We start from the raw sequence: 20,686 nt of genomic DNA on the forward strand, positions 1-20,686 counted from the left end.
GGGGTGAAAGCAGATCGAAACAATATGGGGCCGCGGCCGTTTCGGTTCTCTGTCGGGCTCGGTGGCGCCGAGTCGCGTGCCGAGTGGCGGAAGAAGGCGCAACAGGCCGAAGACCTGGGCTACGACGTGATCACGGTGCCCGACCATCTGGGCATGATTTCGCCGTTCCCCGCGCTGGTCACGATGGCGGAGGCGACGAATCGTGTGCGCGTCGGCACCATGGTGCTGGACGGGGCCTTCTACCGGTCCGCTTGGCTGGCCCGCGAGGTCGCGAGCGTGACGCAATTGACGGATGGGCGGTTCGAATTCGGGCTCGGCGCCGGACCGGATTTCGCGAAACCCGAGTTCGAGGCCCTGGGGCTGCCGTTCCCGAGCGGGCGGCAGCGCATCGAGCACCTGCGTGATCTGATCGTCGACATCAAGGCGCTGTTCGCGGGCGATCACCAACCGCCGGTGCATCACCACATTCCGCTACTGGTGGCCGGTGGCGGCGACCGCCTCCTGCGGGTGGCCGCCGCACACGCCGACACGATATCGCTGGCCGGGATACCCGTCGGTGCCGACATCGACTCCGACGAGACCGGCGACGCCGCGCTCGGTCGCCGCTCCCGATTCGTCCGTGACGCTGCCGGAACACGTTTTGCCGATCTCGAACTGGGGCTGACGGTGCAGGCGGTAGAGGTCGAAGGGCACGGCGAGGTCGATCTGACACTGCCCCGCATGTTCCAGCCCGACCTCTCCGATGCGCAGCTGCGCCACCTGCCCGGGTTCCTCCACGGGTCGGCGCGCGGCATCGCCGACACCCTCCGTCGTTACCGTGACGAATACTCCGTCACCCATTTCTCGGTCGCCGAGGCGCAGATGACAGCACTGGCGAAGGTGATCGAAGAGCTTCGGTGAATGCTCGGGGCCGGAATACTGCTCGATCGTGTAAGAGCCGCCCGGGCGGGCATCTCGCGAGTATGACGGAGAACAGATCGGACACATCGAATTCGACCGCGAAGCCGGCCGAGGCCGTCGCTCCCGAGCCTGATCGGCAGACTCGGGAGCGGGCCGCGAAGGCAGCCGACGAGTTGGAGGAAATCTACGAGCCCGGTGCGCGACCGAGCGTCGTCGTTCCCGGTACCGACGGCATGGTCGCCGGTACCGCCTTCGCCGACGCCGTCGACGAGCAGATCACCGAGAACAAGCCGCCGGACGAGCTCCGCAAGGACACCGAGTCCTGACCCCCGAGCGCGCCGGAACCGGCCGGTCGGCCGTCAACGCCAGCCGGGCTCGCCGTCGAAGTGGACGTCGTAGGTGTCGTGCAGGCCGTCCATGCTGTCCCACCCGGCTTCGCCGCGGGCGATGCGGCCGAGCTGCCGGAAGTAGTCGAACCGGGGGAGGCCGGGGGTGAGGAGGGCGAAGAACTCGGCGGGTCCGTCCGAGGTCGCACCGAACGCGTGCACGGCACCCGGCGGGACGACGACGAGCCCACCCTTGCCGACCGCCCGGCGAGCACCGTCGACGAGAAATTCCATCGTGCCGCCGAGGATGTAGAAGATCTCCGTCGAGCGGGTGTGGTGATGCGGTCGGGTGCCGTCCACACCCGCCGGTAGCAGCAGCCGGTTCGCTCCGAACAGCCCGTCCGCGTGCACTGCGTCCTCCAGCAGCCAGAACGCACCTCCGCCGGGCAGCGGCACCGCTTCGACGTCGTGTTCGTGAACGATGAAAGGCGTTGTCATGGAAGTCCTTCGGTGACGAATCGACAGAGCGAAACCTGCAACCGGACCGTGGTCCGATTTATTTCGCCCGCACTGCCGGTCACTGTCCCGTCATGGCGGTGCGACTGATCGTGCGCGGAATGCGCAGGCCGGCCAGTCTGTCGGGATTGCGGATGCCGTAGCCGTTGACGATCCGGTCCTCGGCGATATCGAAGACGAGCACCGCTTCCAAGGCGTCGCCGAGATAGCAGGCGAGCGCCGGCTGGCCGTCGCAGTTCACCGAGTCGATCCGCACTGTGGGCGCGCATACGCGAAGACGGCCATCAGGATCGGGCCCACCCGCTCGGCGCCGACCATGACGAGGTCGCGCAGTGCCTCACCTTTCCGCCGCTGTCGGTGGTCCACGCGATGTCCGAGGCGAGCAGCGACACCAAGCCCGCCATATCCCCGGTGGACGCCGCGGCCAGGAACCGTTCGGTGGCCGCGGCTGTGTCGTCGTAGTCGAAACCGAACACCTCGCGGAGGACGAAGACCGCGCGCTCGGTCGGGCTCAGAGTTTCCAGCACGACGAGCATCCCCATCGACACCGAATCGGCCGGCACGAGAGACGTCAGCGCGACCTGTGTCGCCGTGGTGGGGTCGCGCCGAGATCGGGTGCGGTCGCGCCGCGGTTGGCTTCCGCTGTCACCGGAGGTCGGCGAAGCGCCGGGAAAAGTACCCGGAAGCCTTGTCCAGCAGGATGATTCGCGCACCGCATGCAGAACGCACCTCGTGGGTGTCGACGCCCCGGCGTGCCCGTGCATGAGCACGGCTTCACCGGGTATCACGCGACGGCGAGAAAGGAGCCGGTCGATGCGATTGCGGCGGAGCACACCCTACGGGTGCGGACTGCGCCGAATTCGGCGGGGCCGCGGCTTCTCCTACGTCGACGACGACGGCAGCCCGGTCACCGACGCCGAAGTCACCGAGCGCATCGAGAAGTTGGCGGTGCCGCCGGCGTGGCGCAAGGTGTGGATCTGCCCGCACGCCAACGGACATATTCAGGCGGTCGGCGTGGATGCGGCGGGCCGACGCCAATATCTCTATCACGAGCAGTGGCGCCGGGAACGCGACGAGGAGAAATTCGACCGGATGCTGGAATTCGCCGCGCGGCTGCCGGATCTGCGGACCCGGGTGGGCGCGGATCTGCAGCGCTCCGGTCTGGACCGGCGCCGGGTCGAGGCGGTGGCGTTCGCCCTGCTCGACCGCGGCGTCTTCCGGATCGGCGGCGAGGAGTACGCGGAGGAGAACGGAACCCGCGGAGTCGCGACGCTGCTGCGCGAACAGGTCCGAGTCTCCGGTGACGAGATGCTGTTCGACTACGTCGCCAAGGGTGGACTTCGCAGACGGGTGCGCATCGCCGACCCGGACCTCGCCCGCGCGGTGCGGGCACTGCGGCGCAACCGAGCGCCGAGTGGGCATCTGCTGGTCTATCGCGAGGGCCGACGGCTGTGCGACCTGCACTCCACTGAGATCAACGCACGCTTCAAGGAGCTCGTCGGAGAAGAGCACAGCGCCAAGGATTTCCGCACCTGGCAGGCGACCGTCCTGGCAGCGGCCGGTTTGGCCGCGACCGAGCGGCCGGCTTCCCAGCGCCGCCGCACCAGCGCGATCCGCCAGGTCATGACCGAGGTCGCCGACGCGCTCGGCAATACCCCGACGGTGGCGCGCAATTCCTACGTCGACCCACGGGTGATCCGGGCCTGGGAACGGGGGGACACCATCGAGCCGGCGCTGCGCCGTGCCAGGCGGGCCCGAACCGACGACGAGCAGCAGGCGATCGTGGAGCGTGCCGTCCTGCGGCTGCTCCGCGCCGCCGCGCGGGCCGGTTGACCGGACGCGAGCCATGTTTGCCGGGAAGGGCTGGGGTATCCCGAGCTCATGACCGACATCGACAACGCGACCCGCACCGCGGTGACCGGTGACGCCGATCTGGTCGCCGTCCTGCACAATGCCCGCGCCGCACAGCCGGACTGGGCGCGCACACCCGCGGCCGGCCGCGCGGCGGTTCTGCACGATGTGGCCGCCGCCCTACGCGAACATGCCGACGAACTGGCCGAAACATTGGAAGCCGAGACCGGGCGACCGGCGATCTCCGGACGCGAGGGGGTGCTGGCCGGCGCGGGCACCCTCGACCAATACGCCGAACTCGGCCCGGTTCATCGCGGCCGCACGCTACAAGGATCCTGGGAGGCAACGGATTTCATGATCCCGCAGCCGCGGGGCGTGGTTGTCGCACTGACCCCCTGGAACGATCCCGTGGCGATCGCCTGCGGATTGCTCGGCGCCGCGCTGGTGACCGGAAACACCGTGGTGCACAAGCCCAGTGAACGATCCCCGCGCACCGGCGCCCGGCTCGGCGAGTTGTTCGGCGATCGCTTTCCGGAGGCCGTGGTGCAGACCGTGGCGGGCGACGGCCGGGTAGGGGCCGCACTCGCCGAGGCTCCCGGCATCGACGTGATCGCGCATGTCGGCGCCACCGCCACCGGGCGTGCGATCGCGGCCGCGGCGGCACGCACCGGCGCGAAGGTCTTGCTGGAGAACGGCGGCAACGATCCGCTGCTGATCGACGCCGATGTGGACCCGGTCTGGGCCGCCGAACAGGCCGCGACCGGTGCCTTCGCCAACGCCGGACAGATCTGCGTGTCGGTGGAGCGGATCTACGTCCATCGCGATATCGCCGAACGATTCGTCCCCGCGCTGTGCGATCAGGCGCGGCGATGGAACCTCGACCCGCAACCGCTGGTGGATCCGCGCCTGCGCGACACCGTTCACGCCCAGGTGAGCGAAGCCGTCGAACGCGGCGCGAAGGCACTCGTGGGCGGCGTCGTGCCGGAGGGGCCGGGCTCGACCTATCCCGCCACGGTGCTCACCGACTGCCTGCCGGGAATGCGGGTGCTGCGCGAGGAGACGTTCGGCCCGGTCGCGCCGGTTCGCGTGGTCTCCGATTTCGCGACCGGACTGGCCGAGGCGTGCGATGACGAATACGGTTTGGCCGCGACCGTGCTGACCGGGTCGATGGAGCATGCCCAACAGGCTTGGCGGGCGCTGCCCGTAGGCACCGTCAAGGTGAATTCGGTCTTCGGCGGTGCACCCGGCGGCGCGGCACAGCCGCGCGGCAGATCGGGCACCGGCTACGGGTACGGCCCCGAACTCCTCGACGAGATGACCACCACGAAAGTGGTGCACCTGGAGGCGGCACCGCCGCGCCGGTGATCGCCGGTGGCGCTCACCGGTCCAGCTCGTCGAGCACTTGGGCCAGGCGCGCCAGCGTACCTCGCCATCCCCGCTCCATCGCGTTGCGGGCCATCCGCTGCCGGCGGTCGTCGATGTCGAAACCCGTTTGGGTCAACAACACTCGGGTTCCGCGTCCCTGACCCTCGAGCACCCAGTCGACCATCCAGCGCGCCGGGAACGTCGACCGCAGATCGACCCAGCTGTGGGTGAGCCGTCGCGGCGGCTGCGCCGCCAGCACCTCGCAGGCGATCTCCGCGGCCGGTTCGGTGGGCACCACGAACAGGAAATGCGTTCCGACCGCCGGGACCAGCCCGATCGACCGCATCAGCCACCGCTCGACCAGGTCCGGCTCCACCAACGCCCGCCACACCAGCGCCGGCGGCTGCGGGAGAAATTGCCGATCTCGACCGCGGCGGGATCCAATTCCGACTCGAAGTTCACCGGCGCCCTCCGTGACCGAACCCGTTCATGGTCCGAGCATTCCACGCCGCGCCGGTCCTGCGGCCGAACCCGCACGAGGCGGCAATTTTTCGCGCGCCGGAAACCTCAACCGGAGCGGCGGACGGTCACCGTCAGATTCTTCATGATCGGCTGATCGCTCTGGGTGCTGTAATCGCCGATCGCGCACAGGACATTCAGCTCCGGCATATATCCGGCCGCACATCCGCGCGGGATGTCGTAGGGCACGACCTTGTAGTTGTGCACCGAGCGGGTGCTGCCGTCGCGGGCGACGCTGGTGATGTCGACCTCGTCGAACTGCGACAGCCCCCGCTCGCGCATGTCGTCGGCGTTCATGAAGACGAGGGTGCGCAGATTGCGCACCCCACGGTAGCGGTCGTTGTCGGAGTAGATCGTGGTGTTCCACTGATCGTGCGATCGCATCGTCGCCAGGGTCAGCGTTCCCGGTTCGGTCGCGACGCTCGGAAGTGCGGCGGCGGAGAATTCCGCCCGCCCGGTGGGGGTGTGGAAGACCAATTCCCGTGCAGGCTGGCGGATTCGGAAACCCAGCGGCAAGCGGACCCGGCGGTTGAAATCCTCGAAACCGTCCAGTACTCGAGCCATCGTGTCACGAATCCGGTCGTAATCGTCGACGTAGTACTCCCAGGGGGTCGCGCTGTTCGGCAGGGCCGCCCGCGCGATTCCGGCGATGATCGCGGGCTCGGACAGCAGCTGCGGTGAGGCGGGCTTCTTCATGCCGCGCGACAGATGCACCATGCTCATCGAATCCTCGACCGAGGTCTCCTGCAGACCGCCGCGCTGTTCGTCGCGTTCGGTTCGGCCCAGGCAGGGCAGGATCAGGGCGCGCCGGCCGTGCACCAGATGGCTGCGGTTGAGTTTGGTGCTGACGTGGACGGTCAGCTCGCACCGGCGCAATGCTTCGAAGGTGTAGGCGGAATCGGGGGCGGCGAGCGCGAAATTGCCGCCCATGCCGACGAAGACCCGCACCCGCCCCTGATGCATGGCCTCGATCGTGCCGACGGTGTCCAGGCCGTGCGCCCGCGGCGGGTCTATTCCGCACACCGCGGCCAGGCGATCCAGGAAAGCGTCGGCCGGGCGATGGTCGATCCCGCAGGTTCGGTTGCCCTGGACGTTGCTGTGCCCACGCACCGGCGACGGGCCGGCGCCCTCACGACCCAGATTGCCGCGCAGCAGAAGCAGATTCACGATTTCGCGGACGGTGTCGACGCCGTGCTCGTGCTGAGTCACGCCCAGGCACCAGCTGATGATGCTGCGGTCGGCATCGCAGTAGATCCGGGCGGCCTTGCGGATCTCGGACTCCGGCACCCCGGATTGCCGCTCTATTTCCGCCCACGCGGTGCGTTCACAGACCGCGCGATAGTCCTCGAATCCGGATGTGTACCGGTCGATGAATTCCGCGTCCAACGCCTTGGGATTCGAGGCCGCTTCCGCCAGAACGGCTTTCGCGATACCGCGGACCAGGGCCATATCTCCGCCGATGTGCGGCTGCAGGTTCAGCGTGCTGGTCGGGGTGGCCCGGAAGGTCGCCATCTGCGCGAAGTCGTGCGGAATGATCGCGCGCCGCGCGGCAGCCTCGATGAGCGGGTTGACGTGCACGATCTGCGCGCCGCGCTTGGACGCTTCGACCAGCGCGGTGAGCATCCGGGGCGCGTTGGAGGCGGCGTTGACCCCGAAGATGAACAGCGCGTCCGTGTTCTCCCAGTCGACCAGGTCGACCGTGCCCTTACCGGTGCCCAGCGCCGCCTGCAGCGCGCGGCCGCTGGCCTCGTGGCACATGTTCGAGCAGTCGGGCAGATTGTTGGTCCCCAGCTCGCGCGCCATCAGCTGATACAGGAAGGTGGCTTCGTTACCGAGCCGGCCGGAGGTGTAGAAGGCGGCGGCATTCGGATCATCGAGGTCGCGCAGGGCGCCGCCGACGAGTTCGAAGGCGTCGGGCCAGCTGATCGGAACATATCGGTCGGTATCGGGATCGTAGGTCATCGGCTCGGTCAGCCGGCCCTGGTCCTCGAGGTCGAATTCGCTCCACTGCGCCAATTCGGTGACGGTATGCGCGGCGAAGAATTCGCGCCCCACCCGCTTGTGCGTCATCTCCCACGCGACGTGTTTGATGCCGTTCTCGCAGATGTCGAGGTGTAGGCCCTTGCGGTCGTCGGGCCATGCGCAGCCGGGACAGTCGAAACCGCCGTTCTCGTGATTCATCTTCATGATCGCGTGCGGTCCCGCGATCGGCTCGCCCGCACGCAACAGGAAACGGGTGACGCTCTCGGCCGCGCCCCACCCGGCGGCCGGGTGACGGTAGGGATGGAATTCGGGCTGCTTCGCTCGCTCCGGACGCACACGATCGACCATTGCTGATCCCTTCGACGGTTGGCGGAACCTGACGGTGGCGCGGGTCGAGAACGGCGAGACGCGTACTGCTGTGCTGTGACCGATTCTGGCTGGTGCAGCTGCGGACCACAACGGCCGCACTCGGCCTATCCACTGTGCGGGGGCCGGGCGCGGCGCGTCCAAGACCGACTTCCGACCGTTCCATAGGCGTGGTTTATCACCGCAGGTGAGCCGGGAAGCAGCCACCGGGCGGTGGATTCGCCCACGTTGACGGACGACCCGCAGGCCGGGCACGGTGGACTGCGCCCCTGGGCACCGTCGCGGAGAGGGCAGTAGTGGATCGAGTCCCCGACGCGAATCTCGGAGGTATCTGTGCGGATCAGTGACATCCGAGTGCGCTCACTCGTCCGGCGCGGCCTGGCCGGACTCGATCATCTGCCGGCCGCCCGGGTCTTCGTCGGACTCGCGATTCCGGGGCTGTCGCTGATCGCGCTCGGCCGGACCGATCTGCTGATCTACGCCGTATTCGGTTCGTTCACCGGGATGTACGGATTCGCGGAATCCGCGCGGCAACGACTGACCCACCAGCTCGAGGCGGCGGCCGTGCTGATCACCGGCACCGGCGCGGGAATTCTGCTGGCGTACCTGCAGGCGCCGGCGTGGCTGCTGGTCGTGGCGGTAGCGGCGTTCGCCGGGGTGGCCGCACCGATCACGGATCGGCTCGGGCTGCGTCCGGAGGGACCGTTCTTCGGCATCTTCGCCTTCGGCGCCATCGCCATGGTGGCCGACAGTGTCGCCGATCCGCTCGTCTCGCTGGCCGTGTGTGCCGCCACCGCAGGCGGGTGCGTGGTCGTCGGCTATTGCGACGCGATTCGGCACCCCGCCCCTGGCGTGCCGACGTCGGGGCGGCGCGGGCGGGGCGCGGCGGTGCAGGCGGTGCGCTACGTGGTGGCGATCGCGATCGCCGGGGGCTCGGGGCTGTTTCTCGGGATCGGACACGCGAATTGGGCGATGGCCGGTGCGGCGGTCCCGCTGGTGGCGGCCACGGCGCGGGGGCAGGTTCGCCGCGGCGTGCATCGGGTGGTGGGCACCTGCGCCGGTCTGGCGTTGACCGCGCCGCTGCTGCTGCCGGCGTTGGATCCGGCGGTGCCCGCACTGGCCATCATCGCGCTGCTGTATCCGACGGAACTCTTCATGGCCCGGCACTACGCGGTGGCTCTCGGCTTCTTCACTCCGCTGATCATGGCGATGACCGAACTGGCGGCGCCGACCGATCCGGTCGCCATGCTGCGCGATCGCGCGATCGACACCGTGCTCGGCGTCTCGGTCGGTGTCGCAGTCGCCTTGCTGATCCGCGACCCGGCGGCAGTCGATGCAGAATCGCAGTCGATGCCGGGACGCACCGCGTGCTCGGCGGACGCGACGGCCGATGTCCGCTCGCCCGCGCCCGGGCTCGTGGTCGAATAGCGCATGCTGTTCCGTCAGCTCGAATACTTCGTCGCCCTCGCGCGCGAACGGCATTTCGCGCGGGCCGCACAGGCGTGTTACGTCTCGCAACCGGCGCTGTCGGAGGCGATCCGCAAACTCGAACACGAACTCGGGGTGCCGCTCGTGCGGCGGGGGCGGGCGTTCGAGGGCCTGACACCGGAAGGGGAGCGGCTGGTGCGTTGGGCGCGCCGGATCCTCGCCGACCGCGACGCGCTCGAGCAGGAGGTCACCGCGCTGCAGACCGGTCTGTCCGGCGTCGTGCGGCTCGGCGTGATTCCAGCCGCGTCCGGAACCGTCGCCCTGCTCACCGATCCGTTCTGTACCGCCCATCCGCTGGTGCGCGTACAGCTCGAGACGAGCCTGCGGTCCCAGCAGATCGTGGACCGATTGCACCGGTTCGAGCTGGACGCCGGGATCGTCTACGCACAGGGGATCGATGTCGAGGGCCTCGACGTCGCGCCGCTTTACGACGAGCGCCATGTCCTCGTCGCGGGCGCCGATCTGCTCGCCGGCCGCAGCGACGGCATCGGCTGGGCGGAGGCGTTGGAGATGCCGCTGTGCTTGCTGCACAAGGGAATGCGTGGGCGCACGCTGATCGACGACGCGCTGGCCACTCGCGGCCTGGTCGCGAATCCCCGTCTGGAAACCGATTCCGTGGTCGCCCTGCTGGCGCACGCCGGGACCGGTCGCTGGGCGTGCGTCGTGCCGGAGCCGTGGTTGCGCACGCTGGGCACCCCGGCGGGCGTGCGCGTGCTCCCGCTGACGGATCCGCCGGTCACGGCCCGGATCGCACTGGTCACCGCGGCCGGCGAGCCGGGTTCGGTCCTGGCCCGGGCTCTGGTGCGCACGGTCGCCACGGCGGGACTCGACGACACGGTGCGCCGCGGCTTCGCCGCCGCGCCGTGAGCCGTGAGCGCGGCGCTACGGTAAGGGTCGTGAAGCTGCAGCCGGGCCTGTCGGCCGAATTCAGCACCGAGGTCACCGCCGCCGATACCGCGGTCGCGCTGGGCAGCGGCGATGTGGAGGTCCTCGCGACACCGCGCATCGTGGCGCTCGCCGAACACGCGACGGTGCTCGCGGTGCGTGATCGGCTGGCGTCGGCGCGGACGAGTGTGGGAATCGAGGTCTCGGTGCGGCACCGCCGGCCGAGCCTGCCCGGCGCCACACTCACCGTCGCCGCCCGGCTCGTCGACGTCGAGGGCGACCGACTCACCTTCCGGGTCGTCGTCCACGACGGGGACCTGCTGGTCGCCGACGGTACCGTTCGTCGCGCGGTGGTCGAGCGCACGGCCTTTCTCTCCCGGGCCGGGGCGGGGTGACCGACGTGTTGGCGGCGTTCGATGGAACGGTCCGGGCATGAGGACCGCATTCGTATTCGTCTCCGGGGCGGGCACCGATGCCTGGTACTGGCATCTGCTCGCCGATGACCTTCGTTCCCGCGGGCACCTGGTAGCCACCCCGGAACTGCCCTGTGACGACGATGCGGCCGGATTGTCCGCTTACGCCGACGTCGTGACCGCGGTCGTCGACGATCCCGCCCGTACCGTGGTGGTCGCCCACTCGTTCGGCGGGTTCACCGCCCCGCTGGTCTGCGGACGGGCCCCGATCCGCCGGCTGGTGCTGTTGTCGGCGATGGTTCCCCGGCCGGGCGAGAGTGCGGCCGAATGGTGGGCCGCCACGGGGTACGACCGGGCCCGCCGGCGGCAGGACGAAGCCGACGGCCGCCCACCCGACGACGAGGATGCGCTGTTCTTCCACGACGTCGCGCCCGAGCTGGCGGCGCAGGCCCGCGCACACGACCGCCGGCAATCGTCCACTCCGTACACCGAGCCCTGGCCGCTGCTGGCATGGCCGCGAACACCGACGAACTTCCTGCTCTGCCGCCACGACCGATTCCTGCCCGCCGCGTTCATGCGGGGAGTGGTCGACGAACGACTCGGCCTCGTGCCCGACGAGATCGACGGCGGCCACATGGTGGCATTGAGCCGCCCCGGGCAGGTGGCCGACCGGCTGGCCGCCTACGCCGCGATGCCCGCCTCCGATCACGCGTAGCGCTCCACATACCCGACGGTGTCGAAGCCGAGGCGTCGATAGATCCCTTCGCCGTCCGCGGAGGCGGTCAGAACGACACGCCGAGCGCCGGCCGCGAGTGCCAGCCGGAGAGCATGGCGGGTGAGGGCGGTGCCGATGCCCCGGCCGCGATGGTCGGCGCGGGTCACGATGTGTTCGAGGGATGCACCCGCGGAGCAGATCACCACCGCCGCGCAGCCGAGCGCCTCGCCGTCTTCACGCCAGAGCAGGTAGCGGGTGGATGCTCGGTCCATACCCTCGCGAAGTCCGGGCACGAGGGCGGCGAAATTCTGCGCGCCCGACCACACCGCCGCCCACTCGGCGAGGCCGGTGTCGTCGGCCACCTCCTCGATGCGGCCCGGGTGTCCGCGTTCTGCGTCCACGGCCCGGCCGGGTCCGCCGAACTCCATCAGCGGCTCGATTTCGAACGGTTCCAGGCCCTGGTGCCGAAGGAGCCGCGGGATCTCCGGGGGATCGATGTCTCGCCAGACGTGCCAGCATGCGGGCACGTCGCCGAAGAGCTGCCGGAGCCGCTCAGCCTCGGTGGCGTCCGCGCGGTTCAGCCGGAGCACACCGTTGAGTTCCTCGCTCGGCGCACCGGTCCGGAACCAGCTCGACGACGGGCCGGGGCCGTACCGGTGTGCTCGCGCCAAGTGCGTTGCGATGTAGGTGGTTACGGCCGCGTGGCACCGCCGGCGGTGGTTCGGCTGCCGCGTCACGATCGTGTCCTCGGGGTGCACACCGGCCATTCGATCAGATCCTGGGCCGGGCACCGCGGGGGCGGGTATCCGTGAGTGCCGCCGCTCGGGTGGGAGACGGGCGCTGTCCAGACCCCGCACCGGACGCTTAATTAGAACATGTTGCCTTCACCGCCTGGGCGCCGCGCGGCCCGAAGGCCTTCCCGTCGTTCCGCCATCTCACCCTATCCAGAGGTATTTTCGCGCCGAATCTCGATACCCGAGCAATCAGACACTAGTCTGGATATGAAACGTGTTCTAGTGTTGTGGCGACGTACGAGCGCCGGAAGACCAGAGGAGTCACCCCGCCATGCATACCGAGATCTGCGAACGACTGGGCATCGATGTCCCCATCTTCGCTTTCACCCATTGCCGCGACGTCGCCGCCGCGGTGAGCAACGCCGGCGGGCTCGGCGTGCTGGGCGCGGTCGGTTTCACCGCCGAAGAGCTGGAGGTCGAGCTGGCCTGGCTCGACGATCACGTGCACGGCGTCTACGGAGTCGACCTCGTCATCCCCTCGAAGTACGAGGGCAAGGGCATCGAGGGATTGAGCCCGGCGGAGCTGGAAGCCGAACTGGCCAAACTGGTTCCGCAGGGCCACCGCGATTTCGCCGAGAAGATCCTCGCCGACCACGGCGTTCCGAAGCTGCCGGAGGGTGAACACCACGAGCAGCTGCTGGGCTGGACGGCGACGACGGCGGCCCCGCAGGTCGAGGTGATCCTGCGGCACCCGAAGGCGAAGCTGGTCGCCAACGCGCTCGGCACTCCGCCCGACGACATCATCAAGCAGGTTCAGGATTCGGGCCGGCTGATCGGCGCGCTGTGCGGATCGGTCAAGCACGCGCTCAACCACAAGCGAGCCGGTCTGGACTTCGTGGTGTGTCAGGGCACCGAGGGCGGCGGCCATTGCGGCGAGATCTCGTCGCTGGTCCTGTGGCCGCAGGTGATCGACGCGGTCGGCGATCTGCCGGTGCTCGCGGCGGGCGGTATCGGCAACGGCCGCCAGATCGCGGCGGCGATGGCGATGGGCGCCGCCGGCGCGTGGACGGGGTCGATCTGGTTGACCGTCGAGGAGGCCAATGTGCCGCCCGCGCAGATGCAGAGCTATCTCGACGCCACCAGCCACGACACCGTGCGTTCGCGCGCGTGGACCGGCAAGCCGGCGCGCATGCTGCGCAACGACTGGACCGAGGCCTGGGAGCGGCCGGACACTCCGGACCCGCTGGGGATGCCGCTGCAGATGATGGTCGCCCTCGACGGTGTCAAGCGGGGTCACCGTTATCCGGAGGCCGCCAAGGACGTCAACTTCAACCCGGTCGGCCAGGTGGTCGGCATGATGAACAAGGTCGAACGCACCGCCGATGTCATGCAGCGACTGATGGAGGAGTACCTCGAGTCCTGCGAGCGGCTGAACAAACTGAACAGCTGAGAACCGCTGTCCGGCAGGGTGGTACCGCCCTGCCGGGCGAATTCCGCCGCGCCGGACCGAATCGGATCCGCTGGTGCACTTGCGGTTTGCCGGTGCCGGTTGACACCCTGTATCGGCGATGAGAAGTACATATGGTGAACGGCCCCGATGCGGCCGGCAAGCAGATCAGTTCCCCGCGGTCCGGATATTTGCTCGGATTGTGCCCGGTGATACCGAATTTCGGTCCCGACATGCTCGTGGGCCGGGCGGTGTGCCGGACGGCGTGATCGGAGCGCGGTGGTGAAAATTCCCTCCGCGGTTCGCTCGCCCGGAATGCGCCGGCTACTCGCCGTGCTGGCCCCGGTGGTACTCGCCGTGGTGCTGGCGGTGGTGTACAGCTTCCTCGACGACGCCGGCGACAAGAAGGAACCGAAACCCGATTCGGCCGCTGCGGCAACATTTTCCGGAAAAGAAGTCACCGCGCTGCTCGAGAAGCTGGTCGTCGCGCCGGAAGCGCCGATGACCGGATACAGCCGGGAGCAATTCCCGCATTGGGATCAGAACACTCCGGAACACGGTTTCGGCGACGCGTTCGCTCAGTACGCCAAATGCACCACGCGCGATGTGATGATGCTGCGCGACGCCACGGGTTCGGTGAAGCTCGACGCGGCGACCTGCAAGTTGACGGTCGGTAAGGACGGCGGCTGGCGCGATCGATACGGTGTGCTCGACGCCAAGACCGGGAAGCTCAAGCCTTACAAATGGATTACCGACCCCGCCGGTGTCGACGCCGAACATATCGTTCCGCTGGCGGAGGCGTGGCGATCGGGAGCTCAGGCCCGCGATACCGACACCCGCCGCAATATCGCCAACGACGCGATCAATCTGGTTGCCTCGGATCCGTCGGCGAACCGGTCCAAGGGTGATCAGGATGCTGCGAATTATCTACCGCCGGGCGTGTTCCGCTGCGAGTACGTCCAGCGCTACATTCGGATCAAGGTAAAGTACGGGTTGACGGTCGACCCGGCCGAACAGACCGCATTGCGAACCGCAGTCGACGACTGCCTCCACAAGGGAGAGTTCAAATAGGCGACATCATCGAAATCTCCGGTAAGGCCGCCGTCATGACCGATGAGGAAGGGACGGTGTCCGGAGACCTCGATGTCACCGTCGACGACCAGGGCATGGGACTGGTTCGCTATCGAGGTACCGAAACGTGGTACCACATCGGCAATCTCGATGCCGAACCACCCCGCACCTGGGCCGACGTCGCCGAGCTCGTCGCCGCGATCGACGCGGCCCGCGGCAGCCGGGACGCCGCGGGCAACGTCATCCCCTTCGAAGCCGAGCCCGCCGCGGCCGATTAGCCCCGCTCCGTCAGCTCAGTTGCTCCGCGCGCTGTTTCACCGCGGCCGTCATTCCCTCGAATCCCGCACGCAGGTGTTTGCCGAGCGCTGCCGTGACAACGGGCTGCAGCAAGCCGCCCAATTCGAAATGCGACCGGTATCGGGTGCGGCCGTCGTCGAGCGCGGTCACCGTGTGCGAACGGCGGCTGTGCAGAATTCCCAGCGGCACCGGCTTCATGCTGTAGCTGAATTCGGTCCCGGGGGTGTGGGTCCGGATGAATTCCCGCTGCGCGCGCGGTTTCGGCGAACCGAGCCGCACCCGCATCTCGATCGGGTCGCCCGGTTCCAGGGTGCTGCGGCATTCGACGACGAAGGGGTTCCACTCACCGTAGCTGTCCAGGTCGGTCAGCACCTTCCACACCACCTCGGCGGGTGCGTCGATCTCCACCGTGTCATCGATCACGAAAGCCATGCCGGTCACAATACTGAAACTCGTTCTAGCAAGGTGATGGTGGGCCCGCTCACCGGCCGCTGCCGGATTCGGGCAGCGTGAGCGATTGGGTGATCAGTAACCGGGCCGCGCGGGAAATGCGGGCGGTGTCGCCGGTGACGAACCGATCCTGCAACAAGCCGCGCACACCCGACACGAGGAGGGTGGCGGTCGACTCCGGATCGGGGACGGTGGGTTCGAAGCGGCTCAGCACATCGGTGAGGGCGGTGACGAGGGTGTGGACGGTGTCCTCGGCGTAGGCCCGGAACGGACTGTCCGGCACCGCTGCCACTCCGAGCACCTGTAGCAGTACTCGCGTGCTGGCCACCCAGTCGGTCGTGGTGTTCACGCTGAACGATTCGATGAGCCGGCGTCGTAAGGCAGCCAGGTCGGAGACGTCGGCGAACATGCCCGGGATATCGGGCCGCTGCGTCTCGAGTGCGGCCACCAGCATCTGCTCCTTGGTGCCGAAGTAGTGGATCAGCATCCGTGAGCTGGTGCCCAGATAGTCCGCGAGCGGGCGCAACGACAGTTCGGTCAAGCCGTATTCGCCGATGTAGGCGATCACCCCGGCGAGCAGTTGTGCGCGCCGGGCCTGGTCGAGGGGTCTGGCCACGTGTTGACTGTAGCGGTCGCTACGGGTATCCATAATCGCCATGAGTGTAACGACTGCTACACAAACTCCGCGGGATGTCGTCGTGACCGCAATGGCCGCCACCACCTGCCTGGGGCCGGATCTGGAGAGCACCTGGGCGGCACTGCTCGCGGGCAAGAGTGGGATCGGGCCGCTGACCGACGAGTTCGTCACCCGCTACGACCTGCCGGTGCGCATCGGCGGCCGGCTGACCGAACAGCCGAGCGTTCACCTGACCCGCATCGAGCAGCGTCGGCACTCCTATGTGCAGCAGTTGGCGCTGGTGCTGGGCCGGCAGGTGTGGCAGCGGGCGGGGACGCCCGAGGTGGACGCCGAACGTCTCGCCGTCGCGATCGGCACCGGCCTCGGTGGTGGTGACGCGTTCCTCACCGCGGTCGACGCGATGCGCGACGGCGGATATCGCAAGGTGCCGCCGCTCACGGTGCCGATGGTGATGCCGAACGGTCCGGCCGCGCGCGTGGGCCTCGAATTCGGCGCCAAGGCAGGCGTTTACGCGCCGACCTCCGCGTGCTCCTCGGGCGCGGAGGCGATCGCGCACGCGTGGCGGTTGATTCGCACCGGGGAGGCCGATGTGGTGATCGCGGGCGGCGTGGAGGGATATATCGAGGCGATCCCGATCGCGAGTTTCGCCATGATGCGCGCGATGAGTACCCGCAACGACGAACCCGGCCTGGCCTCACGACCTTTCGATCGCGACCGCGACGGTTTCGTCTTCGGTGAGGCAGGTGCGCTGCTGGTGCTGGAGTCGGAGGAGTTCGCGCGCGCCCGCGGGGCCACCGTGCACGGCCGGATCCTCGGCGCGGGAATCACTTCCGACGGCTATCACATCACCGGGACCGACCCCGACGGCGCGGGCGCGGCCCGGGCGATGCGCAAGGCCATCGCCACCGCGGATCTGACCGCCGCCGATATCGACCACATCGACGCGCATGCCACCTCGACGCCGATCGGCGACGCCTCGGAGGCCAATGCCATTGCTGCCGTGGCGAAGCACGCCTCGGTGTACGCGCCGAAATCCGCGCTCGGGCATTCGATCGGTGCGGTGGGTGCGCTGGAGGCCATCCTCACCCTGTGCACACTGCGCGACCAGACCGTGCCGCCCACACTGAATTTCGACAATCCGGACCCGTGTGTGGAGCTCGACATCGTGCACGGCAGTGCTCGTCCACAGCGAATTGCACAGGCGCTGAGCAATTCCTTCGGTTTCGGCGGACACAACGTCACCCTCGCATTCGGGCGGGCCTGAGGTCGTCCGCGCGGACACGTCCATCGGATCTGGAACGATCTCTGTTCACGTTTGTCCACCGACCGTTGTGGATGACACGCCCAGTTGTGGAAAACCTGCCCGGAACAGCGGAAACGACAGGACATTTCACCCATACGGGCACGAAAATCCTTGAGCGACACCTACCTTCGAAAAGCATCGATCGTGCCCGGCTCGGCCGGTACGCCCGGACCACAGCGGTACCGCCGGGTGCGCGGCGGAACCGTACAAGCCGTGCCGAGCGGTGCCGTTGCACCGGGCGCGGGTGTGCGCGCGCACTGCCGGCTTCGCGCTCGCCCGCGACCGCAGCCGCGGGATCGGATCTGGTCGAGAGGAAACCTGGTGCGGGCCGATGACCTCTGATTCGCTACCGTTTGAGGAGTAGCCGGGTCGAGTTGTGAGGGTTGTGCGCGGAATGGGTGAAAGTTCGATCACGTGGGTCGACGGCGCGGTGGAGACGATCGATCAGCGCGCGCTTCCGCACGAGGTGCGGCCGCTGCGACTCACCACGGTCGACCAGGTCATCGACGCGATCGCCACGCTGGCCATTCGTGGCGCGCCCGCGATCGGGGTGTCGGGCGCCTTCGGCGTCGCCCTCGCCGCCTTCGCCCACCCCGGCGACCCGGACCGGGTGGCCGCGGAGGCGGCTCGAATCGAGGCCGCCCGTCCCACGGCGGTGAACCTGTCCTGGGGTGTGCGGCGCGCGCTGGCGAAACTGACCGACGGCCCCGCCGGTGTGCTGGCCGAGGCGCAGGCCATGCTCGCCGAGGACGGCCGCGTCAATCGTGCCGCCGCCGATCATGCCGCCGACCTGATCCAGCGGCTGTGCCCGGACCGGCCGCTGCGGATGCTCACCCACTGCAACACCGGCCGGCTCGCCACCACCGCCTTCGGGACCGCGATCGGCGCGCTGCGGGTACTGCACGCCCGCGGCGCGATCGACAGCGTGCTCGTCGACGAGACGCGGCCCCTGCTGCAGGGCGCCCGCCTGACCACCTGGGAACTGGCCGAGGCCGGGATCCCGCACCGGCTCACGGTCGATTCGGCCGCCGCGTGGGCGATGGCGACCGGACAGGTGGACTGTGTGGTCGTGGGCGCGGACCGGATCACCGCCGACGGCTCGGTCGCCAACAAGATCGGCACGTACGGTCTGGCGCTGGCCGCCCGCCACCACGGCATTCCGTTCATCGTGGTGGCACCGGAATCCACCCGGGATCCGGCCACGGCGACCGGCGCCGACATCGTCGTCGAGGAGCGGGGTGCCGCGGAGATCACCCATATCGGTGACTACGCGGCGGCCCCGGCGGACACCGCGGTATTCAACCCGGCTTTCGACGTCACCCCGCCCGAACTGGTGACCGCCGTGGTGACCGAGAACGGGTTGATCGACGACCCGACCTCCGGCGCCCAGGCGACCGAGGGCGCCGTCACGCACCCACCCGCGCTCGCCGACTCCGCCGGCGCTGCCGCTGTCGCCGAACTGTCGGGACAGTTGTATGCCCGCGGCTGGATGCCGGGCACCGCCGGCAACATCTCCGTGCGGGAGAGCCCGTCGGCTCCGGTGGCGACCGCGGTGATCACCGGAAGTGGGCTGTCCAAGGGCGAATTGGCGCCGGCGGACATGGTGCGCGTGCGGATCGAGGACTCCCGGCCGGTCGCGGGACATCGGCGGCCGTCGGCCGAGACCACCATCCATACCGCGGTCTACCGCAGCACCGATGCCGGTGCGGTCGTGCACGTCCATTCCCCGCACGCCACCGCGGCTTCGGTCGGGGCCACGAAGACACTGCGGTTCAGCGGCTTCGAACTCATCAAGGGGCTGCGGGCCACCGATGCCATCGATATTCCGGTGTTTCCCAACCACGCCGACGTGGCGATGATCGGCGCCGAGATCGAGCACCACCTGCGGACCCACCCCGACGCGCCGCCGGTGCTGTTCATCGCCGGCCACGGCATCACCGCCTGGGGTGCCGATCTCGCCCAGGCGCGCGATCGCGCCGAATGCCTGGAAGCCCTGTGCGAATTGGCATCGCTGACCGGACGTCGCGATATCGCCACCGATCGACTTCTCGAGGAGCAACCGCAATGACTCTGCTGCACATCGCGGCCGACACCGACCCGGCCGAGGTCCGGCTGCACACCACCGATCCGGACACCATCGCGGCCGAACTGCGCTCGCGCGGAATCGTTTTCGATCGCTGGCCGGCCCAGCCGGTCACCGCCGAGATCGCCGCCGACGACATCCTCGCCCGCTACCGTGACCGCATCGACGACCTCAATGCGGACGGCCGCTACCGCCACATCGACCTCGCTCGCCTGCATCCCGACGACACCGACCCGCAATGGCCGGATCTCGCCCGCGCCGCCCGGGAGAAGTTCCTGTCCGAACACCGGCACGCCGAGGACGAGGTGCGGTTCTTCGTCTCCGGCCGGGGGTGCTTCTATCTGCATCTCGAACCCGAGGTCGTCGCCGTGGTCTGCGAGGGCGGCGATCTGGTATCGGTTCCCGCCGGCACCCGGCACTGGTTCGATATGGGCTCGCGCCCCGACTTCGTCGCGATCCGATTCTTCGAGGAGGCCGACGGCTGGATCGGCGATTTCACCGGAGACCCCATCGCTCGAGGCTTTCCGACGCTGGACGAGCTCGTCGCCGCATGAACGACGACGAGCGGTACCCCGCGGTGCATCCGGCAGGAACCGTGCCGGTCGCGCCGATCCGCGCGGTCGTCGTGGACATCGAGGGCACGACCAGTCCCACCAGCGCGGTCCGCGAGGACCTCTACGGCTACACCCGCCGTCGGCTTCCGCACTGGCTGGCCGACGAGCGCGACGGCGCCGCGGCGGCCGTAATCGCGCAGACGCGTGATCTGGCCGAACGCCCGGACGCCGATCTCGACGAGATCGCCGACATCCTGCGTGGCTGGCTGGATTCCGATGTCAAGGCGGCGCCGCTGAAGGTGGCGCAGGGCGCGATCTGTGCCGAGGGGTTCCGCGCCGGCGCCCTGTTCGGTGAGTTCTTCCCGGACGCGCCCGCCGCCCTGCGCACCTGGCATGCCGCCGGGATCCCGCTGTACGTGTACTCCTCCGGTTCGGTTCGCAACCAACAGGATTGGTTCGCCTTCGCCCGCGACGGCGAGCTGGCCTCGCTGATCGGCGGCTGGTTCGATCTCGCCAATGCCGGGCCCAAGCGGGAGGAGCGGTCGTACCACCGCATCGCCTCGGAGATCGGGGTTCCGGCGGGGGAGATTCTGTTCCTGTCCGATCATCCCGAGGAATTGGACGCCGCGGTGGCCGCCGGATGGCAAGCGGTCGGGGTGACCCGTGCCGGCGAACCGAACTCGCCGCGACCGCCGCATCGGTGGATCGGCAGTTTCGCCGAACTGAACCTGGTGCCGGCCGGGCAGTGAGGGGCCGCGGCGGCCGACCGGCGCGGCCGCCGCG

Annotated in this window: 23 protein-coding genes; 15 read left to right on the forward strand and 8 right to left on the reverse strand. The window is 68.9% G+C overall.

Annotation, left to right across the window (positions count from 1 at the left end):
* The first annotated feature begins 3 nt into the window (after positions 1-3).
* Positions 4-900 (forward strand): TIGR03621 family F420-dependent LLM class oxidoreductase, encoded by an 897-nt coding sequence (locus ON37_RS12730; RefSeq protein WP_245553178.1) that lies wholly within the window; start codon positions 4-6, stop codon positions 898-900.
* Positions 901-962: 62 nt separating this feature from the next.
* The gene (locus tag ON37_RS12735) at positions 963-1,226 is read left to right on the forward strand and encodes a hypothetical protein (protein WP_040719297.1); all 264 of its coding nucleotides are present in this window, start codon (positions 963-965) and stop codon (positions 1,224-1,226) included.
* Between the two features lie 33 nt (positions 1,227-1,259).
* Here the strand turns inward: ON37_RS12735 and ON37_RS12740 are convergent, their stop codons facing one another.
* The 3 genes from ON37_RS12740 to ON37_RS33810 all read right to left on the reverse strand — a co-directional run bounded on the left by ON37_RS12740 (position 1,260) and on the right by ON37_RS33810 (position 2,284).
* Complete coding sequence (locus tag ON37_RS12740; protein WP_040719299.1) at positions 1,260-1,724, reverse strand: cupin domain-containing protein; 465 nt, start codon at positions 1,722-1,724, stop codon at positions 1,260-1,262.
* Between the two features lie 79 nt (positions 1,725-1,803).
* Positions 1,804-1,998, reverse strand: coding sequence for a hypothetical protein (locus ON37_RS30955; protein WP_051031524.1), 195 nt, complete (start codon positions 1,996-1,998; stop codon positions 1,804-1,806).
* A 28-nt stretch (positions 1,999-2,026) separates the two neighbouring features.
* Positions 2,027-2,284, reverse strand: coding sequence for a sigma factor-like helix-turn-helix DNA-binding protein (locus ON37_RS33810; protein WP_157171446.1), 258 nt, complete (start codon positions 2,282-2,284; stop codon positions 2,027-2,029).
* 271 nt (positions 2,285-2,555) lie between these two features.
* Between ON37_RS33810 and ON37_RS12750 the strand changes: the two genes are divergently transcribed.
* Entirely contained in the window at positions 2,556-3,575 is a 1,020-nt protein-coding gene (locus ON37_RS12750; RefSeq protein WP_040719300.1) for a DNA topoisomerase IB, read from the forward strand.
* Between the two features lie 48 nt (positions 3,576-3,623).
* Complete coding sequence (locus tag ON37_RS12755; protein ID WP_040719301.1) at positions 3,624-4,958, forward strand: aldehyde dehydrogenase family protein; 1,335 nt, start codon at positions 3,624-3,626, stop codon at positions 4,956-4,958.
* A 13-nt stretch (positions 4,959-4,971) separates the two neighbouring features.
* Here ON37_RS12755 and ON37_RS12760 read toward each other — a convergent pair whose 3' ends face one another.
* On the reverse strand, positions 4,972-5,304 hold the full coding sequence (locus ON37_RS12760; protein WP_245553179.1) for an SRPBCC family protein: 333 nt from the start codon (positions 5,302-5,304) through the stop codon (positions 4,972-4,974).
* Positions 5,305-5,525: 221 nt separating this feature from the next.
* Positions 5,526-7,808 (reverse strand): FdhF/YdeP family oxidoreductase, encoded by a 2,283-nt coding sequence (locus tag ON37_RS12765; RefSeq protein WP_040719304.1) that lies wholly within the window; start codon positions 7,806-7,808, stop codon positions 5,526-5,528.
* Between the two features lie 351 nt (positions 7,809-8,159).
* Here ON37_RS12765 and ON37_RS12770 point away from each other — a divergent pair, with 351 nt between their 5' ends.
* The 4 genes from ON37_RS12770 to ON37_RS12785 are packed head-to-tail and all read left to right on the forward strand — an operon-like array spanning position 8,160 to position 11,327.
* A complete protein-coding gene (locus tag ON37_RS12770) occupies positions 8,160-9,254 on the forward strand; it encodes an FUSC family protein (RefSeq protein ID WP_245553180.1) in 1,095 nt (364 codons plus the stop codon).
* Between the two features lie 3 nt (positions 9,255-9,257).
* Positions 9,258-10,181: a LysR family transcriptional regulator gene (locus ON37_RS12775; protein WP_040719305.1), complete on the forward strand. Its 924-nt coding sequence runs from the start codon at positions 9,258-9,260 to the stop codon at positions 10,179-10,181.
* Between the two features lie 29 nt (positions 10,182-10,210).
* Positions 10,211-10,594, forward strand: coding sequence for a thioesterase family protein (locus ON37_RS12780; protein WP_040719306.1), 384 nt, complete (start codon positions 10,211-10,213; stop codon positions 10,592-10,594).
* Between the two features lie 37 nt (positions 10,595-10,631).
* A complete protein-coding gene (locus tag ON37_RS12785; protein WP_040719307.1) occupies positions 10,632-11,327 on the forward strand; it encodes an alpha/beta fold hydrolase in 696 nt (231 codons plus the stop codon).
* Here the strand turns inward: ON37_RS12785 and ON37_RS30965 are convergent.
* Positions 11,318-12,094 carry a GNAT family N-acetyltransferase gene (locus ON37_RS30965; protein ID WP_051031526.1) on the reverse strand — a complete coding sequence of 259 codons (777 nt, stop codon included), beginning with the start codon at positions 12,092-12,094 and terminating at the stop codon, positions 11,318-11,320. The genes ON37_RS12785 and ON37_RS30965 overlap by 10 nt on opposite strands.
* Positions 12,095-12,392: 298 nt before the next feature.
* On the opposite strand from ON37_RS30965, the gene ON37_RS12795 reads away from it, so the two are divergent.
* The 3 genes from ON37_RS12795 (at position 12,393) to ON37_RS12805 (ending at position 14,857) form a co-directional block, all read left to right on the forward strand.
* Positions 12,393-13,511, forward strand: coding sequence for an NAD(P)H-dependent flavin oxidoreductase (locus ON37_RS12795; RefSeq protein WP_040719308.1), 1,119 nt, complete (start codon positions 12,393-12,395; stop codon positions 13,509-13,511).
* A gap of 279 nt (positions 13,512-13,790) precedes the next feature.
* Positions 13,791-14,579: an HNH endonuclease family protein gene (locus ON37_RS12800; RefSeq protein WP_245553181.1), complete on the forward strand. Its 789-nt coding sequence runs from the start codon at positions 13,791-13,793 to the stop codon at positions 14,577-14,579.
* Positions 14,580-14,614: 35 nt separating this feature from the next.
* The gene (locus tag ON37_RS12805) at positions 14,615-14,857 is read left to right on the forward strand and encodes a hypothetical protein (protein ID WP_083892944.1); all 243 of its coding nucleotides are present in this window, start codon (positions 14,615-14,617) and stop codon (positions 14,855-14,857) included.
* 10 nt (positions 14,858-14,867) lie between these two features.
* On the opposite strand, the gene ON37_RS12810 is transcribed toward ON37_RS12805, so the two are convergent.
* Entirely contained in the window at positions 14,868-15,308 is a 441-nt protein-coding gene (locus tag ON37_RS12810) for an SRPBCC domain-containing protein (RefSeq protein WP_040719311.1), read from the reverse strand.
* A gap of 49 nt (positions 15,309-15,357) precedes the next feature.
* Complete coding sequence (locus tag ON37_RS12815) at positions 15,358-15,942, reverse strand: TetR family transcriptional regulator (protein WP_040719425.1); 585 nt, start codon at positions 15,940-15,942, stop codon at positions 15,358-15,360.
* 40 nt (positions 15,943-15,982) lie between these two features.
* Here ON37_RS12815 and ON37_RS12820 point away from each other — a divergent pair, with 40 nt between their 5' ends.
* From ON37_RS12820 to mtnC, 4 genes are all read left to right on the forward strand, one after another.
* A complete protein-coding gene (locus ON37_RS12820; RefSeq protein ID WP_040719312.1) occupies positions 15,983-17,227 on the forward strand; it encodes a KasA/KasB family beta-ketoacyl-ACP synthase in 1,245 nt (414 codons plus the stop codon).
* Between the two features lie 433 nt (positions 17,228-17,660).
* Positions 17,661-19,334 (forward strand): bifunctional S-methyl-5-thioribose-1-phosphate isomerase/methylthioribulose 1-phosphate dehydratase, encoded by a 1,674-nt coding sequence (locus ON37_RS12825; RefSeq protein ID WP_040719314.1) that lies wholly within the window; start codon positions 17,661-17,663, stop codon positions 19,332-19,334.
* Entirely contained in the window at positions 19,331-19,903 is a 573-nt protein-coding gene (locus ON37_RS12830) for a 1,2-dihydroxy-3-keto-5-methylthiopentene dioxygenase (RefSeq protein ID WP_040719315.1), read from the forward strand. The genes ON37_RS12825 and ON37_RS12830 overlap by 4 nt, the downstream gene beginning before the upstream one ends.
* The gene (gene mtnC, locus ON37_RS12835; protein ID WP_083892945.1) at positions 19,900-20,652 is read left to right on the forward strand and encodes an acireductone synthase; all 753 of its coding nucleotides are present in this window, start codon (positions 19,900-19,902) and stop codon (positions 20,650-20,652) included. The genes ON37_RS12830 and mtnC overlap by 4 nt, the downstream gene beginning before the upstream one ends.
* Positions 20,653-20,686: the final 34 nt, after the last annotated feature.

The sequence above is a fragment of the Nocardia veterana NBRC 100344 genome (assembly GCF_000308855.1).
In the GTDB taxonomy this organism is placed as follows: domain Bacteria; phylum Actinomycetota; class Actinomycetes; order Mycobacteriales; family Mycobacteriaceae; genus Nocardia; species Nocardia veterana.

Excerpts from the sequence above, each read along its gene's own strand:
- ON37_RS12825 (WP_040719314.1), top strand. The coding sequence starts at position 17,661 with ATGGGTGAAAGTTCGATCACGTGGGTCGACGGCGCGGTGGAGACGATC.
- ON37_RS12775 (WP_040719305.1), top strand. The coding sequence starts at position 9,258 with ATGCTGTTCCGTCAGCTCGAATACTTCGTCGCCCTCGCGCGCGAACGG.
- mtnC (WP_083892945.1), top strand. The coding sequence starts at position 19,900 with ATGAACGACGACGAGCGGTACCCCGCGGTGCATCCGGCAGGAACCGTG.
- ON37_RS12735 (WP_040719297.1), top strand. The coding sequence starts at position 963 with ATGACGGAGAACAGATCGGACACATCGAATTCGACCGCGAAGCCGGCC.
- ON37_RS12810 (WP_040719311.1), bottom strand. The coding sequence starts at position 15,308 with ATGGCTTTCGTGATCGATGACACGGTGGAGATCGACGCACCCGCCGAG.
- ON37_RS12785 (WP_040719307.1), top strand. The coding sequence starts at position 10,632 with ATGAGGACCGCATTCGTATTCGTCTCCGGGGCGGGCACCGATGCCTGG.
- ON37_RS33810 (WP_157171446.1), bottom strand. The coding sequence starts at position 2,284 with ATGGGGATGCTCGTCGTGCTGGAAACTCTGAGCCCGACCGAGCGCGCG.
- ON37_RS12830 (WP_040719315.1), top strand. The coding sequence starts at position 19,331 with ATGACTCTGCTGCACATCGCGGCCGACACCGACCCGGCCGAGGTCCGG.
- ON37_RS12820 (WP_040719312.1), top strand. The coding sequence starts at position 15,983 with ATGAGTGTAACGACTGCTACACAAACTCCGCGGGATGTCGTCGTGACC.
- ON37_RS12740 (WP_040719299.1), bottom strand. The coding sequence starts at position 1,724 with ATGACAACGCCTTTCATCGTTCACGAACACGACGTCGAAGCGGTGCCG.
- ON37_RS12750 (WP_040719300.1), top strand. The coding sequence starts at position 2,556 with ATGCGATTGCGGCGGAGCACACCCTACGGGTGCGGACTGCGCCGAATT.
- ON37_RS12765 (WP_040719304.1), bottom strand. The coding sequence starts at position 7,808 with ATGGTCGATCGTGTGCGTCCGGAGCGAGCGAAGCAGCCCGAATTCCAT.
- ON37_RS12760 (WP_245553179.1), bottom strand. The coding sequence starts at position 5,304 with ATGCGGTCGATCGGGCTGGTCCCGGCGGTCGGAACGCATTTCCTGTTC.
- ON37_RS12755 (WP_040719301.1), top strand. The coding sequence starts at position 3,624 with ATGACCGACATCGACAACGCGACCCGCACCGCGGTGACCGGTGACGCC.
- ON37_RS30965 (WP_051031526.1), bottom strand. The coding sequence starts at position 12,094 with ATGGCCGGTGTGCACCCCGAGGACACGATCGTGACGCGGCAGCCGAAC.
- ON37_RS12805 (WP_083892944.1), top strand. The coding sequence starts at position 14,615 with ATGACCGATGAGGAAGGGACGGTGTCCGGAGACCTCGATGTCACCGTC.
- ON37_RS12795 (WP_040719308.1), top strand. The coding sequence starts at position 12,393 with ATGCATACCGAGATCTGCGAACGACTGGGCATCGATGTCCCCATCTTC.